Genomic DNA, 15612 nt, shown 5'->3' with positions numbered 1-15612 from the left:
GACCGTGGGGATCATGGGGCAAGGGAACCTCGGGCTGGCATCCGCCGCCGCGCTGCGCGCGATGGGATTCAGCACGCGGGGCTGGTCGCGCACCGAAAAGACCGTTGAGGGCATGGAGTCTTTCGCCGGTCCCGAGGGCATGGGGGATTTCCTGGGTGGCACGGATATTCTCGTGGACCTGCTGCCCGCCACCAAGGCGACCGAGAACCTGATCGACGCCGGCATCCTGCGACAACTGCCGAAGGGCGCGGCCTTCATCAACGCCGGGCGCGGCAAGCATCTCGTCGAGGAAGATCTCGTCGCCGCGCTGGACGACGGGCACCTCTCCGGTGCCGTGCTCGACGTGTTCCAAACCGAACCCCTGCCGACCGAAAGCCCGCTCTGGGATCATCCCAAGGTGACGGTGACGCCGCATATCGCGTCGACCCCCACCAAGCGGGACAAGGCCTTCTACGTGGCCGACGCGATCCGCAGTTTCGAGGCCGGTGACAGCCTGCCCAACGTCTTCGACCCCGCGCAGGGCTACTGATCCGGCGATGACAGCGGCGAGGCCCGCATGGTGATCCACCGGGAATGGATCACCTTCGTACGGGCTAGGCGCCTCGCCCGCGGAGAGTGACAGATACCCTTAACGGGACGACCGCTTCTGTATCTGCGAGCGAGGTCGAGGCAACGCAAAGTGGCCCCGCCATGCCGATTGCCTTCTCAGGCGAAGCCAGATGAGCAACGAGAACCTGCGCGTCCCGAGGAGCTCAGGTCATCCGTCTCTCGTGGCAAGCGACGCGCTCTCAGGCGCCGGCAGCGCTCAGCCTGCCGAGTGCCTCTGAAGACAGTTCCAGTTCGGCGGCCCGGGCAAAGCTCTCGACCTGCGGAACGCTGGTGGCACTGGCGATCGGGGCGGTGACTCCATCCCGGGCGATCAGCCAGGCGAGCGAGACCTCGGACGGAGTTGCTTTGTGCTCCGACGCAACCTCTTCCAGGACGTCCAAGATCCGCATTCCGCGGTCGTCGAGGTACTTCTCGACCATCCCGCCCCGCTTGCGACCCTCGAGATCAGCGGCCCCGCGGTACTTGCCGGTCAGAAACCCGGCGGCGAGTGAAAAATAGGTCACCACGCCGATGTCGTTCGTGATGCAGAGCTCTTGCAGCGGCCCCTCGAAGGCGCCGCGGTCGTAGAGGTTGTATTCGGGCTGAACGACCTGGTACTCGGGTAGCCCTTCCGTCTTCGCCACCTCCAGTGCTGCGCTTAAAAGCTCCGCATCGTAGTTCGATGCGCCGATCGCCCGGATCTTCCCGGCTTCGATCAGCTTCTGGTAGGCTCCTAGCGTTTCCTCGTGCGGGACGTCGCGATCGGGCCAGTGCGAGAAGTAGAGGTCGATATTCTCCACCTGCATGCGCTCAAGCGACCTGTCGACGGCCTTCGCGATCCAGGCCTCGGACAGACCTTTTTCACCCGGTCCGCCCATGTCCGACCCGACCTTGGTGAAGAGCTTCACCCGGTCGCGCATGCCGGGACGCGCTGCAAACCACTTGCCAAGCATGGTCTCGGATTCGCCGCCCCTGTGGCCCTCGGCCCAGGCAGAATAGACATCAGCCGTGTCGATCGTGTCGAACCCGTGGTCGATAAACGCGTCTAGGACGCGAAAGCTCTCCTTTTCGTCCGTCGTCCAGCCGAGAACGTTTCCTCCGAAGACGATCGGGGAGATTTCGAAACCGGTCTTGCCCAGTGTCCTGGTCTGCATCTTGTTTTCCTTCGATCTTTCCGGCGCTTCGGGTCTCCGAGGGCGGGGGCTGTGCCCTTGGCCCGGCCGTCGCGCGGCCCTGGTTCGCCTCGTCAACAGACCGGATCGCTGGATCGTTCCTCGCATGCGACCGAAGGCGACAGCGGACAGGCATCCCGAGGGCCGGGCAAGGAATCGAGCGAGCGGCAAGAGGGTGGAGGGGTCTTCATATTCGTTCGGCTTCTCCGTTCGGGGGAAATTGACTGGGTGAAGTTGCAGAAGATCAGGCGCCGCGGTCGCGGCGTCTGGAGGCCAGGGCTTCCAGCGGCAGGGCCGCGTCGCGACCGCGGTCGTCGAGAAGGAAATCCGACATTGCGGGCAGCGCGGCATACTCGCGCTCTTCCCTGCAGCCTGCGCGCCAGCTCGGCCACGCCGCCGCGATGCGGGATCGGAAGCCGGGCATGGCTGCCGGAAGGGATGGAGCGGCCGATGTCGGCGCGGCGATCTTGATCATCATTGTGGTCTCCTTCCGATCGAACAAGGAACGGGGGGTTCAGTCTGCGCCAGGCCGCATCGTGTTGGCCGTAGCGGCGGGACGCACGAAGCCGCTGCAGCCGGTGCCGCTGAAGGCGGCAACATTCCGGCCCCTCCTGGATGTCAGCGGAACGATCTCGTGCGCCGCGCGTCTGCGCGGTCCGTTCGCGGGCAGTTCCTCGAAGCTCAGAAGATCTGCGAACCCTCTCTCGCCCAGCCGTTTCCGGACGTCTTGCGTCGCACCGCGAAGCCGCAGGGTGCCGTCCTGCGTGCGCAAGAGGACCGCGGCGACAAAGAACCCGCGCATGCCGGCGCGTGTCGTGAGCGTGACGCTGCTCAGGTCCACGACAAGTAGCCTGCAGGTCTGCGTCGCGCAGCAGCACAGGGCATCCATCAGTTTCCCTGCGCTGCGGCTGTCGACGGCGCCGCGGACCGTCACGATGTGCGTGTCACCAAACCGATTGCTATCGATGTCCATGTCAAAATCTCTCTTTCAAATGGGTCGGTCTCGGCGCCCGGCAGAATGACCGGGCCCTCGTGTGGCCGTCAGTGACGACCGCGCGTGGTGACAAGTGTTGTGACAGCCGTGCGAATGACGGCCGCGAAGCGTTGTATTTGCGCGGTGTTCCCGGCGGCACCTCCCGTCACGACACGGCGCAATCGGTCGGGCCCGCCTCGGGCCCCTGTGAATGCCTTCACTTCCCCCTCCCGCGATCCGTGGCATTCAACGCGCGGAATGCGGGAGGAAGAGACATGACACCGGAAATCTGGATCACCCTGGCGGCCGCGAACTTCGCCGCCTACCTTGCCCCGGGACAGAACATGGCCCTCGTCGGGGCCGCAACGGCCCGATCGGGCCTGCCCGGTGGCCTGTCCGCGGTGGGAGGCATCCTGATGGCGGAATTCGTCTGGACCGCAGCGGCGCTCGGGCTGACGCTGACCGCGCGCGAGATCGACGGAAACGTCATGCTGGCGTTGCAGGTGTCGGGGGGCACCTACCTCGTCTGGTCCGGATGGAAAGTGCTGAACTCGCCACCGTCTCCGGAGATGGCGGTGCTCGGTGCGTCAGGCGGCTGCTTCCGGAATGCTTTCATGGGTCTCTGGGTCGGGCTGGCCAACCCTCTGGCGCTCGTATTCTTCGTGTCGATCTTCCCCGGCCTCGTCTCGGCCATGGCGGGCGAGACGCCGTTAAATCTGCTGGCCTTCTGCGGGACGGCCGTGCTGGTATCGTCGCTGGCCGCCCTGGCGCCCTATCTGGTCGTGTCCCAGGTTCTCGTGCGGGCAGGGCAGGCGAGGCGCCTGAACGCCCTGTCTGGGGGCGCGTTGCTCTTCGTGGGGCTCGCCGCCATAGCATGGACGGCCGCGGCCTGACCTCACCGCGGTCGGGAGAACTCGGTTGCGCTTTGTGCCCGGGCGGCGAGCGCTGCGAGGTCCGGGATCGCGAACAGTCCGTCGGTCTGCGTGATCAGCCCGTCATGGGTCAGCGCGGCAAGACGCTTGTTCACCGACTCGCGGGTCACACCCAGCATCTGGGCAAGCTCGGTCTGGGAAAAACGGCGCCGGAACTCGGCCCGTCCCCCGTCTATCGCCGCATGGGCCACTGCCAGATCCTGCAGCTTCTGGGCCAGCCGGACATCAAGCCCGAGAAAGGCAAAGGCCCCCATGTCCACGGTGTTGCGCCGCAGGACTTCGCAGAGCAACTGTATCAGGTGACGTGCCAGTCTCGGATCCTCGGCCAGCGCCATGTCGAGTGCGGGCAGAGGCGTCACAAGGCATTCGGTCGCTTCCAGCGCGGTGGCATTCGCGCTGCGCGGAAGCCCGTCGAGGATGGCGATCTCGCCAAAGGTCTCGCCGGGTTCCATGAGCGCAAGGGTCAGTTCGCGTCCCTCGAGGTCGGCAATCCAGATCCGCACGAGGCCGGAAAGAACGACGCGCAGACCGTCCGCCTCGTCCCCCTCCATGAAGATCGTGCTGCCCTTCCTGCTGCGCACCTCCTGGCTGGCGCGGGCCAGCGGTTCGAGGCTTTCGCGCGCGGCCCCCGAAAACAGGTGGCATCCCTTGATGGCGGCGATCTTGCGTTCGAGCATGCGAAGCTTCCAGGTTGCGTAACCCGGGCGACTGCCGCCTGGGGGACTGCCAGTCTCTTAGCCGGTACGCCTGTCGGTCACCAACTCGGAATACTGTCCGGTGGACCCGCCCGGCGCTTTGGGCACGCCGGGCGAAGAGATCAGGAAAATTGGCGGGGGATCGAGGCCGCGAAGTCGTGTTCGCGTTCGAGTGTCCCGTCGCACCAGGCCCGCAGAGTGGCCGAGATATGGAAGTTTTCGGCATCGCAGGTCAGCCGGGTCCAGGTTTCGGTCCTGACGGCCCAGCCGTCCCGGGACATCTCGTGCACCCAGGTCACCTCACCCTCGGCCGATTGCGGGTCATGGGGCAGTACCGAGTACCGCTCACGTCCCTCCGCCGAATGGAAGAACTGATGCGGCTCGATCGTCGCCGCGCCCTCGTGGTCGCGGACCTCGACGGTGACGCGTCCGGTGTCGAGATCCTGTCCCACGCGCCATTCCGAGCGCGGAGACTCGTGATACGACACCTCCAGCGGCGCCCCCGCACGCGGCGGATCGAAGTCGGCCAGTCGCGGACCGGGTCCCGAGCGCAGCGGCAACAGCAGCTCGGACTCGCCGGGAATGACGCTCAGCGTCACCGGCTCGGGCGTGGGCCAGGCGATGGGGAAGTAGCTTGTCGAGAGCGACAGCCGCAGCCGGTGCCCCGCGCGCAGCGTCTGGGCCACGTGTTTGAGCGGCACCTCCACCGTGAAGGCCTCGCCAGGCACCAGACCCTTGGGCTCGGCGTGCCCGTCTCTATGGCAGAGGTTGAAAGGTCCGTGGCTGATCCGCGTGCCTGCGCCGTCGGGCGCCACGTCGACAAGCCGGGCGACGACCTGCGCGACAGGTTGATCGACGCGGCAACGCAGCCGAAGGACCGCGTCGCCCACAAGCTGCATGTCGCTTTCCAGTGGCGCCGTCTCGAACACGAGACTTCCGGCGTCGTCGTGCCGCTGGTCGGTCGGCTGGTCACCCGGATGCGCGTAGGAGCACCACTTGCCGCCGTGCAGCCCGACCCAGAGCGGCGAACAGATCGACATCTCCGCGCCCGCGCGGCCCGCGCCGGGGGCAAGCCCGCCATCGGCGCCCAGCCCGTAAGACACGCGCTCGACATTCGGCGAAGGCCAGGACGGCTCGCCGATCCAGTGCCCCTCTCGCTTCTCGTAATGGCTTTGCGGTTCGGCATGATCCTGCAGGAAGAGCCGCAATGCGGGCTCGTCCATGAGCCCGGTGTCCTGACCCTTCAGCCAGTGATCCCACCAGCGGGTTTCCTCGGTCAGCCAGTCGATGGCCGGGCCAGGTGCGCCCAGGTGCGGATAGCGGTGCGACCAGGGACCGACGATCCCCTTTGCAGGCGAGCGCAGGTTCTCGACCAGCCGGAAGACGGAGCGGCAGTAGCCGTCCGCCCAGCCCGAAACGGCATAGACCGGCACCTCGATGTCGTCCCAGTTCTCGCAGACCGAGCCGTGACGCCAGAAATCGTCGCGCGTCTGGTGCCCCAGCCAGGTTTCCAGCCAGAGCCCGGACTCGTCGAGCCGCTGGTGCCACATCTCGCGCCATTTGTCGCCCACGTGCTTGGGGTCGGGCGGCAGGGTGTTGATCCCGAACATGACCGAAGCCCAGGACAACTGATCCCCAAGCGGCACACCGCCCATGTAGTGGATGTCGTCCGCGTAACGGTCGTCCGTCGAACAGATGGTCACCACGGCCTTGAGCGCCGGGGGCCGAAGCGCCGCGAGCTGAAGACCGTTGAAGCCGCCCCAGGAAATACCGACGATGCCGACCCCGCCGTCGCACCAGGCCTGTTCGGCGATCCAGGCGATCACGTCGCAGCCGTCGGCAAGCTCGAGCTCGGTGTACTCGTCCTTCATCAGCCCTTCGGATTCGCCGGTGCCGCGCAGGTCGACGCGGACGTAGGCATAGTCGCGCGAGGCGAGCCAAGGCGCCCGTGCAGCATCGCGCTCCAGCGTCTTGTCGTTCTTGCGGTAGGGAATGTATTCGAGGATGGCCGGCACGGGCGCAGTCTCGGCGCCCTCTGGCATCCAGATCCGGGCCGCGAGTCTCGTGCCGTCAGGCATCGGGATCTCGACGTGTTCGAGTTCAGCGACCGCGCGGGGCAGGTCGGTATCGACTTTCATGTGGGGTGTTCTCCGCAGAGGGGCAGGCGCGGCCCTGCCCCGGGAACAGGGGCAAGACCGGAAGGCTCAATCGAGTATATCGTCGAATTCGTAGTTCAACCGTTTCATGACCTGTTCGTAGTTCCACAGCAGCTTCGACCGGGTCTTCGCGCCCATCCAGATCGACGCCACGGCAAAGCTGTAGGCGTCCTGCTCGGGCAGTTGCGAGAGGGTCATGCCTTTCTGCAGGTAGGAGGAGATGCGGGTGCTCTCGACCTGCTCGGCCGCCACCTCGATCTCGGCCCGCGACGGCACGCGCGAGGCTGTCGCATCGCTGAAGAACACGCGGTAGAAGAACTCCGCGGCCACGTTGTGCGCACCCTCGCGGTGCGGCATGTCCGGCTTGCGGCCAAGGCCAAGGTCAACCGTCACCTGCTGGTGACTGACCCCATCGACCATCTCGAACAGGTCGCAGTGCGACTGCGCGATGCGGGTGTTGATCTCCAGAAGCCAGATCTGGTTGTCGACCTCGTCCCAGAAATACTCGATGTTGAAGCCGGCGTTGTCGTAGCCGATATGCTCCATCACCTTTCGCGAGATCTCCCACATCTGTTCCTGAACCTTCTGGGGCAGGGTAGAAGGGTAGAGGTAGTAGAAGAAGCTCAGAACCTGCGGATAGCGGATCGAATCCACCGTCCCGTAGCAGGTCACCTCGCCGTCGTGGACATAGCCCTCGACCGTGCATTGCCGCCCGCCGATGACCCGCTCGGCCATGCAGTAATGGCCCTCGATGGTGCGGATGTCCTCGGGCAGGTCGGCCTTTTCCAGGATCGCGTTGAACGGCTCCGAGATGCTGCCGATCTCGGCCCGCAGCTTCTCGGTCGCGTAGTCGAAGTCCTCGGGGCTGTCGATACGGAAGCCCAGGCGCGATCCCGACGACTTGATCGGCTTGACGAAGAAGGGGAACCGCAGCCCCGCGTCGCCGATCTTGGACAGCGCTTCCTCATCGAAGGGATCGAAGGCGGTGAAATTGGGCGTGTGCTCGGGCACCACCTCGTTCATCACTTGCCGCGACCAGAACTTGTGCTCGCACTTCAGGAGGCTCTCGAGCGAGGCATTCGGCGTGTCGTACTTGGCGCTCAACAGCGGGAGCATCGTCGAAACCGGGAAATCGATATAGCCGACGATGGCATCGATGGAGCCGTCGAAGGCATCGAGCTGGGCTTCCGCCTCCGCCAGCATTGCCGGAATGTCGAATTCCTGGGTCTCGTAGACCTGGGCCGGTGTCAGGAGCTGGTGAAAGGCGACATCCTCGACACCCCGCAGGCGTTTCAGCCGCTCGGCGTTGTAGTCGTTCAGCCCGACGACAAACACGTTCCGTGTCATGTTGAAATCCTCCCCTGTCGCCCACCGCGACAGATTGCTTTTTGTGTATGTATTGGCTCAGGCGCGCGACAGATCGGACTGGTGAGGGAAGCTACGCCCCTTCAGCCGCTCGGTCGTACCTTCGATGTCGTCGATCAGCAGAAGCAGGAAGTCGCCCCGCTGCGCCTCGTCGATGGCCTGCTCCACGGCGTCGGTCTCTTCCATGACGATCTTGACCTCGCAGGAGGTTCCGGCCGAGGTCGCGCCGTCGTGGATGAGTTTCGCCGTCTCGCCAGTCGCACGACCGCGCGCATCGGTCTCGAATACATAGAGCGTGTCGCACATCTTCGAAAGCTGCGCCCCGAGCGCGGCCAGATCCTCGTCCCGCCGGTTGCCGGGCGCCGAGGCGACACCAATCCGCCGTTGTGTGGCGAGCCCGCGGACAAGTGGCTCGAGCGCCTCTAGTGCCGGCACGTTGTGGCCGTAGTCGATCAGGCACTTCACGCCGTCGGCCTCGAAGTAGTTCGTGCGGCCGGGCATCTGGGTGGGCGTCGGATGGAAGGTGGTCAAGCCGGCACGCACATCGTCGATCTCGATCCCGTGCGCGATGGCGGCCGCCGCCGCGGCCATGGCGTTCTGCACGTTGAAGCGCGCATGCCCCTCGAACGAGATCGGCACGTCGTTCACGTCGCAGATTTCCACAGTGACCTTGCCGCGCAGCATGACGATCTTGCCGTGCTTGACGGTCAGCACCATGCCGAGCTCGCTGAGGTGGTCCTGCAGGGCAGGGTTCTCCGGGTCCATCGTGAAATAGATGATCTCGCCCCGGGCCCAATAGGTGCCTTGGTCCATCACCAGCGGGTCGTCCGCGTTCAGCACGCAGTAACCGCCCTCGCGCTTCACCGCGTCGACGATCACGGTCTTGCAGCGTGCAAGCTCGTCGAGCGTGTGGATGTCGCGTTCGCCGAGGTGGTCTGACGCAATGTTGAGCAGCACGCCCACGTCGCATTCATCGAAGCCCAGGCCCCGGCGCATGATGCCGCCACGGGCCGTCTCGAGAACCGCGTGTTCCACGGTGGGTTCGCGCAGCACCGCATGCGCCGCTGCCGGCCCCGAGTAGTCGCCGCGCAGGATCACGTGGTTGTCGATCTCGACCGTGCCGGTACAGCCCATGCCAACCGAATTGCCGGCCTGTCTCAGAATGTGACTGATGAGCCGGGTCGTGGTGGTCTTGCCGTTGGTGCCCGTGATCGCGGTGATCGGGATTCGCCCGTCATCGGTCGGATCGGGGAAGAGCATGTCGATGATGTGCTCGCCCACGGGACGCGGCGTGCCGTGCGTCGGCGCCATGTGCATCCGGAAGCCGGGCCCGGCGTTCACTTCGACCACACCGGCTGACTGTTCCTCGAGCGGCTTGGACAGTGTCTCGGCCAGCAGGTCGATCCCGATGACGTCAAGCCCGACCAGACGCCCGATCCGCTCCATCGCGAACTTGACCTCGGGGTGCACCTCGTCGGTCAGGTCGGTCGCCGTCCCCCCGGTCGAGATGTTGGCCGTGGACTTCAGGAAGGTCAGTTCGCCCTCGGGCAGCACCGTGTCCAGTGTATGCCCCGCCTGTTCCAGCATGCGGTGCGTCTGTTCATCCACATGGATCTGCGTCAGCAGGTTCTCATGCCCGACACCGCGGCGCGGGTCTTCGTTCTCACGGTCGATCAGCTGTTGGATCGTGCTCCGGCCGTCGCCCGTGACATGGGCCGGACGGCGTCGTGCGGCCGCGACCAGCTTGCCGTCGATGACGAGGATGCGGTGATCTTCGCCGCGGATGTAGCTCTCGACGATCACGCCGTCTCCGGCCTCGCGCAGCCGCTCCACCGCGGCGTCATAGCCCGACCGCAGATCCTCCATCGAGTTGATGTCGGTCGTCACCCCGCGACCGTGGTTGCCGGACAGCGGCTTGGTCACCACGGGCCAGCCGATCCACTCGGCGGCTTCCTGTGCCTCCTCCCAGGAATAGCAGTTCTGTCCGCGCGGCACGGTCACGCCGGCGTCGCCAAGGATCTGTTTGGTCCAGTCCTTGTCGTCCGCGATGGAGTGGCCGATGATCCCCGAGGCATCCGTGACGGTCGCCTGGAAGCGACGTTGCTTCACACCATGTCCGAGCTGCGTGTAGCTCGTGCCCTCGGTGAGATTGTAGTAGGGGATGTTGCGGGCCTTGGCCGCGCCGACGATGGCACCGGTGGAGGGGCCAAGTGCATTGGCGTCCCGCACTTCCTTGAGTTGATCGATGTGGGGCTGAAGGTCGACGTCGTTGCCGTCGTAGAGCGTCTGCACGATCTCGACGGCCGCTTCGCCTGCCGCGATCCCGGTCGCCTCGTCACGATAGCGATAGACGACGTTGTAGACACCTTTATCGTAGCTATCGACGGTCTTGCCGTATCCGACAGAGAAGCCGACCATGTTCTGAAGTTCGATCGCGACATGCTCGACCATGTGGCCGGCGTAGGTGCCGTTACGCACCCGCTGCAGGAAACCTCCTGCCTCACCGACCGAGCATCGGTGCTCGTATATGGCGGGCAGGAGCGCTTCGAGCTTTTCGGCTATTCCCGGCACCTTGTCGCTTGGCCGGTCTTCCAGGTCCTCGATATCGAGCCGCATGTAGATCGCTTGGTAGCGGCTGTAGTAATTGGGTCCGCGCAGTGCACGGTGTTCAAGTATACGCAATTCTCGGCTCCAGGCTTTCTGCCCCGAGCTCTTCAGGCCCGAGGACACGCCGGTCGCTCAGGCTATATCCATACCCATCCACCAGCGCGTGCATCTTGACGTCATGGACGGTGACGGCTTCGCCATCGTCAAGCTCAAAGACATTTGATCGGGTGATCCCCGAACTGTCTACAAGGATGACGTGACCAGGCCCAAAGGCAAGTATTTTATTCTCTTTGAAGAGAACCGCGGCGTCTTCTCCGATTCCAACGCCCAGCAATTCGGGATTCGTGGCGCCGACTTCCATCAGCCGCGAAAAGCGTCCTCGCTCCAGGAAATGGGTGTCGATTATCACCCCGTCCACGAGCCCGAATCCGGCAGCCATCTTCACTGCGCCCTTGCGCAGGCTGTCGTCCGCGCTGCCGCCGTAGATCATGGTCGAGGACTGGCAGGCCGCGCCCGCGCTGGTTCCGGCCACGACCGCACCTTCGGAATGCCGCGCGCGGATCGCCTCCAACACCGGTGAGCCCCCGAGGATGTTGGTCAGCCTCATCTGGTCGCCGCCCGAGATGAAGATCACGTCGGCGCGTCGAAGCATGGCGACGAAATCCTCGTCCGCCGCATCGGATCGCTCACGTATGCGGATGTCGAGAACCTCTGCCGCACCGAGGGTGGAGAACACGGCTTCATAGCCGTCGAACACTTCCTGCGGTATCGCGCTGGCGGTCGTGATCACTGCCACCACCGGCTCTTCGCGCTTTGACAGTCCGAGGACGCGCGAGAGGATTGCTGCTTCCTGCCGGTCCTCTGCGCCGCCGATTGCGACCAAGGGCCCGCGTCGGGGCGCTTTCACTTGCATATTCATCCGTTAACCCATGATCCGGTCATCGTGTCTACTGTGAATATGACTCTAGCGCCAGAGAATGAATTGCCTCCTACTGTCGCGGCCTCCGGCGCGCTTCCTCGGAAATCCTGTCAGTCTCGCAGGCAATTGCCTGTTATTATGGCTGGACGGATAACGCGTTCCCGCAAGCCAGGCCGACACGCCCGACCGACGATGCGCCCGCGTCCCCGGAAGAATTGCCTGCGCAAGCGCCCTTGACCTTCCAGTAACTGGAAGAATTACCTGCACGATACCGGCGCAGACATAGGAAGGACAGACCATGGAAACGGCGCAGCGACATGGGCATGACCACGGATCCGCGAAGATCACACGCGATCCCGTCTGCGGCATGACGGTCGATCCTCAGGCCGGTAAGCCGCAGTTCGAACACGAGGGTCACGTCTACCACTTCTGCTCCGAAGGCTGCCGCGAGAAGTTCCGCGCGAACCCTGCCGCCTATCTTTCCGCAAAGGACCCGGTCTGCGGCATGACCGTCGAGCGCGCGACCGCCGCGCACATGGCCAAGCACGAGGGCGCGCGCTTCTATTTCTGCTCCTCCCGCTGCCAGTCGAAGTTCGAGGCGGAACCTGATACCTACCTGGGTGATCGCCCGGCGCCCGAGCCGATGCCGGAAGGCACGCAGTACACCTGCCCGATGCATCCCGAGATCGTTCAGGACCATCCCGGGGATTGCCCTAAGTGCGGCATGGCTTTGGAGCCGATGACGCCCTCCGCCGACAGCGGTCCCAATCCGGAATACGTGGATTTCAGGCGTAGGCTCTGGATCACCGCGCCGCTGGCGCTCACGGTGTTCGTCCTCGAGATGGGCAGCCATCTGGGCATACCCTTCGGCGATTGGATGGGCCACACGGCTTTCGGCTGGTTGCAGTTCGCACTGGCCACGCCCGTGGTCTGGATCTGCCGGCCCTTCTTCAAACGGGGCTGGGCTTCCATCGTGAACCGCTCGCCCAACATGTGGACGCTTATCGCGCTTGGCACTGGCGCGGCCTACGTCTTTTCGATCGTCTCGCTTCTCGCGCCCGGCCTCTTGCCCGAGCAGATGAGCGAGGGCGGCATGCCCCCTGTCTATTTCGAGGCGACCGCCGTCATCCTCGTACTGGTGCTGATCGGGCAGGTCATGGAACTGGCTGCCCGCGAACGCACGGGCGACGCAATCCGCGCCCTTATGGATCTCGCCCCCAAGACCGCCCGGCGGGTCGAGGGAGACAGCGAATCCGACGTGCCGCTCGACGCGCTGAGAGCCGGTGACATCCTGCGGGTGCGTCCCGGCGAAAGCGTACCGGTCGACGGTGTCGTGACCGCGGGGCGCTCCTCGGTCGATGAAAGCATGATCACCGGCGAGCCGGTGCCGGTCGAGAAGGTCGAGGGCGAAGACGTCACCGGTGGCACCCTCAACAAGGCGGGCAGCTTCCTGATGGAGGCGCGCGGCGTGGGCGCCGACACGACGCTCAGCCGCATCGTCGACATGGTCGCCAAGGCACAGAGATCGCGGGCGCCGATCCAGGCCATGGCGGATCGCGTGGCCGAATACTTCGTGCCGGCGGTGGTCGCCTCCGCGCTGCTGGCCTTCGTCGCCTGGTGGATCTTCGGTCCGCAGCCCGCACTGTCCTACGCCTTCGTCGCGGCGGTCTCGGTGCTGATTATCGCCTGTCCCTGTGCCCTGGGTCTGGCCACCCCGATGTCGGTCATGGTCGCAACCGGCCGCGGTGCCGGCGCAGGCGTCCTCATCCGGGACGCCGAGGCACTGGAACGCTTCGCGAAGGTCGATACGCTGATTGTCGACAAGACAGGCACGCTTACCGAAGGGAAGCCAACGCTCACCGACGTGGAGCCCGAGGAGATGGACGAACGTGCGCTGCTGACGCTCGTCGCGGCGCTTGAGCGCGGCTCCGAGCATCCGTTGGCCGAAGCCATCGTTGCCGGCGCCGAGGAACGTGGCGCGGGACGCGAGGACGGCACCGAATTCGAGGCCGTGACCGGCAAGGGCGTCACCGGCATGGTCTCGGGCCGCCGCGTCGCATTGGGCAATGCCGCGCTGATGTCGGATCTCGGGGTCGAGGGACTGGCCCATGACCGGGCCGAGGCGCTGCAGGCCGAGGGCAAGACCGCGATGTTCGTGGCGCTGGACGGTCGGTCCGCGGGACTGATCGCCGTCGCCGACAAGATCAAGGAAACGACGCCCGAGGCAATCCGGGTCCTTCACGAACTCGGCCTGCGCATCGTCATGGCCACCGGGGATGCCGAGGCCACTGCAAAGGCCGTCGCACGCGAACTCGACATCGACGAGGTGCATGCCGGTATCTCGCCCGAGGACAAGGGGGCGCTTGTGCGTCGCCTCAAGGAGGAGGGCCTCTCGGTGGCGATGGCCGGGGACGGCGTGAACGACGCACCGGCGCTGGCCGAGGCCGACGTGGGCATCGCCATGGGGACGGGCGCCGACGTCGCCGTCGAAAGCGCCGGGCTGACGCTGGTCAAGGGTGATCTCAGGGGCATCGTCCGCGCCCGCAGGCTAGCCGAGGCAACCATGCGCAACATCCGGCAGAACCTGTTCTTCGCCTTCGTCTACAACACCGCGGGCGTGCCGGTGGCTGCGGGCGTGCTCTATCCGTTCCTGGGGGTGCTGCTCTCGCCGATCGTCGCGGCCGCCGCGATGAGCCTCTCGTCGGTTTCGGTGATCGGCAACGCGCTGCGGCTCCGGGCCAGCAGGTTGTGAGCACGACGATGCCTTTTGCCGCGCCGAGCAATTTGTTCATTGACCTCCGACCCGAGGGCAGGGCAATGATCCCGGCGTTTCCTCACAGGAAGATCATGCGCCTCTTCGTTGTCACGCTCCTGGCTTTCCTGCTCGTCGTTTCGTCGGTGCCGCAGTGGGGCATGGCCGGAGCCCCGGCGTCCGGTCACGGTTGTGCGGCCTGCCCGGAGGACATGCCGTCCCATGATATGGAGCAGGAGGGCGGGAACGTGTCCTCCTGTGCGCAAATGGGTCTCTGCGTCCTCGCCTTGCCGCCAGTGGACCAGCCTGCCGCAGGCAACCCGGCTCCCGCCGCATCGCGGACGGGTCGGCCCGGTGATACCACGGGGCGGGCGACGACCCTTCCGTTCGACCTGCCACCTCCGCGATCCTGACGGCATGGGAACGCCGGCGGACCCGCTCCGCCAGAGGAAGACCGCGCGACCGAGCGTCGCCGCGATGCAGGATATCGCAATGAAAAAGATTACCCTTGCCGGGGCCGCGGTCATCGCCGCCGCTGCCTATGTCATCACCTCCGGAACGGCCCCGGAGATCACCACGTCCACCCCGGCCGAGGGCCAGGCCATCGCCTCCGTGGCCGTGCCGGAGTCCCTCTCGTCGGATGCCGTCATGGGGAAGCGCGCCTTCGACGCCGTATGCGCCGCCTGCCACGGCGAAAATGCCGCCGGAAAGCAGGGTTTCGGTCCGCCGCTCGTCCACAGGATCTACGAACCTTCGCACCACGGCGACATGGCCTTCCAGCTTGCCGTCCAACAGGGCGTCCGCGCGCATCACTGGCAGTTCGGAAACATGCCTCCGCAAGACGGGCTGACCCGCGCAGATGTCACCGCCATCGTCGCTTACGTCCGCGAGCTTCAGCGCGCCAACGGGATCAACTGAGATGACGGGATCACGGGCGCTGGTCCACTGGCAGGGAAACGACACCAACCAACCCGCTCAGCAGGTGCAACGAGTAGCTTAAATTACGCCAGATCCTGTCCAGAGACCGGGGGTTATCTCAGACAGCCATGGCAACGCCTTGGCTGAGCCGATCACGGCTTGTTAAAGGTGGAAGGTCATTCACCGCCGTGGCCCTTGACGCCGTTTCGAGGCCGTCGAATACGCGACGCTCGAATTAGTCGACTGGTTCAATACCCGCCGCCTGCTCGAGACAATCGGGAACTGCCCTCCTGCAGAAGCCGAGGTAAACTTCTACGCAGCTCTGGATACCGAATCCGAGGCTGCGCAAATAGCCAAACCCAGCCTCCGGCAAACCCGGGGCGGTTCGCTCCGTTATGAAGCCAGCTCAGATGTCCCTGAGGCGCTGAAGTCGGACACTTCGTTCAAATGATCTAGAGTCACGATAGGCTTCATCCCCACGGCCCAGTCGGGAATTGCGGCACCCGCTGGCTCGGACATGGCTGGGGGATGGATG

The 15612-nt window shown here is 65.2% G+C and carries 12 protein-coding genes and 1 pseudogene; 5 read left to right on the top strand and 8 right to left on the bottom strand.

What is annotated here, in order from left to right:
• The coding region (locus tag C8N44_RS18845; protein WP_245412997.1) for an NAD(P)-dependent oxidoreductase at window positions 1-529 on the top strand (529 nt) is incomplete at its 5' end.
• A 259-nt stretch (window positions 530-788) separates the two neighbouring features.
• Here the strand turns inward: C8N44_RS18845 and C8N44_RS18840 are convergent.
• From C8N44_RS18840 to C8N44_RS18830, 3 genes are all read right to left on the bottom strand, one after another.
• The gene (locus tag C8N44_RS18840) at window positions 789-1742 is read right to left on the bottom strand and encodes an aldo/keto reductase (protein ID WP_107978318.1); all 954 of its coding nucleotides are present in this window, start codon (window positions 1740-1742) and stop codon (window positions 789-791) included.
• A 262-nt stretch (window positions 1743-2004) separates the two neighbouring features.
• Window positions 2005-2238 carry a hypothetical protein gene (locus C8N44_RS18835; protein WP_107978317.1) on the bottom strand — a complete coding sequence of 78 codons (234 nt, stop codon included), beginning with the start codon at window positions 2236-2238 and terminating at the stop codon, window positions 2005-2007.
• Window positions 2239-2274: 36 nt separating this feature from the next.
• A complete protein-coding gene (locus C8N44_RS18830; protein ID WP_107978316.1) occupies window positions 2275-2733 on the bottom strand; it encodes an STAS domain-containing protein in 459 nt (152 codons plus the stop codon).
• 275 nt (window positions 2734-3008) lie between these two features.
• Between C8N44_RS18830 and C8N44_RS18825 the strand changes: the two genes are divergently transcribed.
• On the top strand, window positions 3009-3626 hold the full coding sequence (locus tag C8N44_RS18825) for a LysE family translocator (protein WP_107978315.1): 618 nt from the start codon (window positions 3009-3011) through the stop codon (window positions 3624-3626).
• Window positions 3627-3628: 2 nt separating this feature from the next.
• Here C8N44_RS18825 and C8N44_RS18820 read toward each other — a convergent pair whose 3' ends face one another.
• From C8N44_RS18820 to C8N44_RS18800, 5 genes are all read right to left on the bottom strand, one after another.
• Window positions 3629-4342: a Crp/Fnr family transcriptional regulator gene (locus C8N44_RS18820; protein ID WP_107978314.1), complete on the bottom strand. Its 714-nt coding sequence runs from the start codon at window positions 4340-4342 to the stop codon at window positions 3629-3631.
• 140 nt (window positions 4343-4482) lie between these two features.
• Window positions 4483-6498 (bottom strand): CocE/NonD family hydrolase, encoded by a 2016-nt coding sequence (locus tag C8N44_RS18815; protein WP_107978313.1) that lies wholly within the window; start codon window positions 6496-6498, stop codon window positions 4483-4485.
• Window positions 6499-6564: 66 nt separating this feature from the next.
• Window positions 6565-7863 carry an ATP-grasp domain-containing protein gene (locus C8N44_RS18810; protein ID WP_107978312.1) on the bottom strand — a complete coding sequence of 433 codons (1299 nt, stop codon included), beginning with the start codon at window positions 7861-7863 and terminating at the stop codon, window positions 6565-6567.
• A gap of 57 nt (window positions 7864-7920) precedes the next feature.
• Complete coding sequence (cphA, locus tag C8N44_RS18805; RefSeq protein ID WP_107978311.1) at window positions 7921-10563, bottom strand: cyanophycin synthetase; 2643 nt, start codon at window positions 10561-10563, stop codon at window positions 7921-7923.
• Window positions 10550-11401, bottom strand: a complete 852-nt coding sequence (locus C8N44_RS18800; RefSeq protein WP_245412998.1) for a cyanophycinase — start codon at window positions 11399-11401, stop codon at window positions 10550-10552. Before C8N44_RS18800 ends, cphA begins: the two co-directional genes overlap by 14 nt.
• Before the next feature lie 304 nt (window positions 11402-11705).
• On the opposite strand from C8N44_RS18800, the gene C8N44_RS18795 reads away from it, so the two are divergent.
• The 3 genes and pseudogenes from C8N44_RS18795 to C8N44_RS23880 all read left to right on the top strand — a co-directional run.
• Complete coding sequence (locus tag C8N44_RS18795) at window positions 11706-14159, top strand: heavy metal translocating P-type ATPase (protein WP_107978309.1); 2454 nt, start codon at window positions 11706-11708, stop codon at window positions 14157-14159.
• Window positions 14160-14651: 492 nt separating this feature from the next.
• Window positions 14652-15077 (top strand): c-type cytochrome, encoded by a 426-nt coding sequence (locus C8N44_RS18785; protein WP_107978307.1) that lies wholly within the window; start codon window positions 14652-14654, stop codon window positions 15075-15077.
• Between the two features lie 109 nt (window positions 15078-15186).
• A pseudogene (locus C8N44_RS23880) lies at window positions 15187-15423 on the top strand (IS3 family transposase); the annotation flags it as partial.
• Window positions 15424-15612: the final 189 nt, after the last annotated feature.

Source organism: Allosediminivita pacifica (genome assembly GCF_003054175.1).
GTDB classification, from domain to species: domain Bacteria; phylum Pseudomonadota; class Alphaproteobacteria; order Rhodobacterales; family Rhodobacteraceae; genus Allosediminivita; species Allosediminivita pacifica.
This window is presented reverse-complemented; position numbering and strand designations above follow the sequence as displayed.

Bases quoted from the DNA above. Each gene is read 5' to 3' on its own strand.
- C8N44_RS18840 (WP_107978318.1), bottom strand. From the start codon at position 1,742: ATGCAGACCAGGACACTGGGCAAGACCGGTTTCGAAATCTCCCCGATC.
- C8N44_RS18835 (WP_107978317.1), bottom strand. From the start codon at position 2,238: ATGATGATCAAGATCGCCGCGCCGACATCGGCCGCTCCATCCCTTCCG.
- C8N44_RS18830 (WP_107978316.1), bottom strand. From the start codon at position 2,733: ATGGACATCGATAGCAATCGGTTTGGTGACACGCACATCGTGACGGTC.
- C8N44_RS18825 (WP_107978315.1), top strand. From the start codon at position 3,009: ATGACACCGGAAATCTGGATCACCCTGGCGGCCGCGAACTTCGCCGCC.
- C8N44_RS18820 (WP_107978314.1), bottom strand. From the start codon at position 4,342: ATGCTCGAACGCAAGATCGCCGCCATCAAGGGATGCCACCTGTTTTCG.
- C8N44_RS18815 (WP_107978313.1), bottom strand. From the start codon at position 6,498: ATGAAAGTCGATACCGACCTGCCCCGCGCGGTCGCTGAACTCGAACAC.
- C8N44_RS18810 (WP_107978312.1), bottom strand. From the start codon at position 7,863: ATGACACGGAACGTGTTTGTCGTCGGGCTGAACGACTACAACGCCGAG.
- C8N44_RS18800 (WP_245412998.1), bottom strand. From the start codon at position 11,401: ATGCAAGTGAAAGCGCCCCGACGCGGGCCCTTGGTCGCAATCGGCGGC.
- C8N44_RS18795 (WP_107978309.1), top strand. From the start codon at position 11,706: ATGGAAACGGCGCAGCGACATGGGCATGACCACGGATCCGCGAAGATC.
- C8N44_RS18785 (WP_107978307.1), top strand. From the start codon at position 14,652: ATGAAAAAGATTACCCTTGCCGGGGCCGCGGTCATCGCCGCCGCTGCC.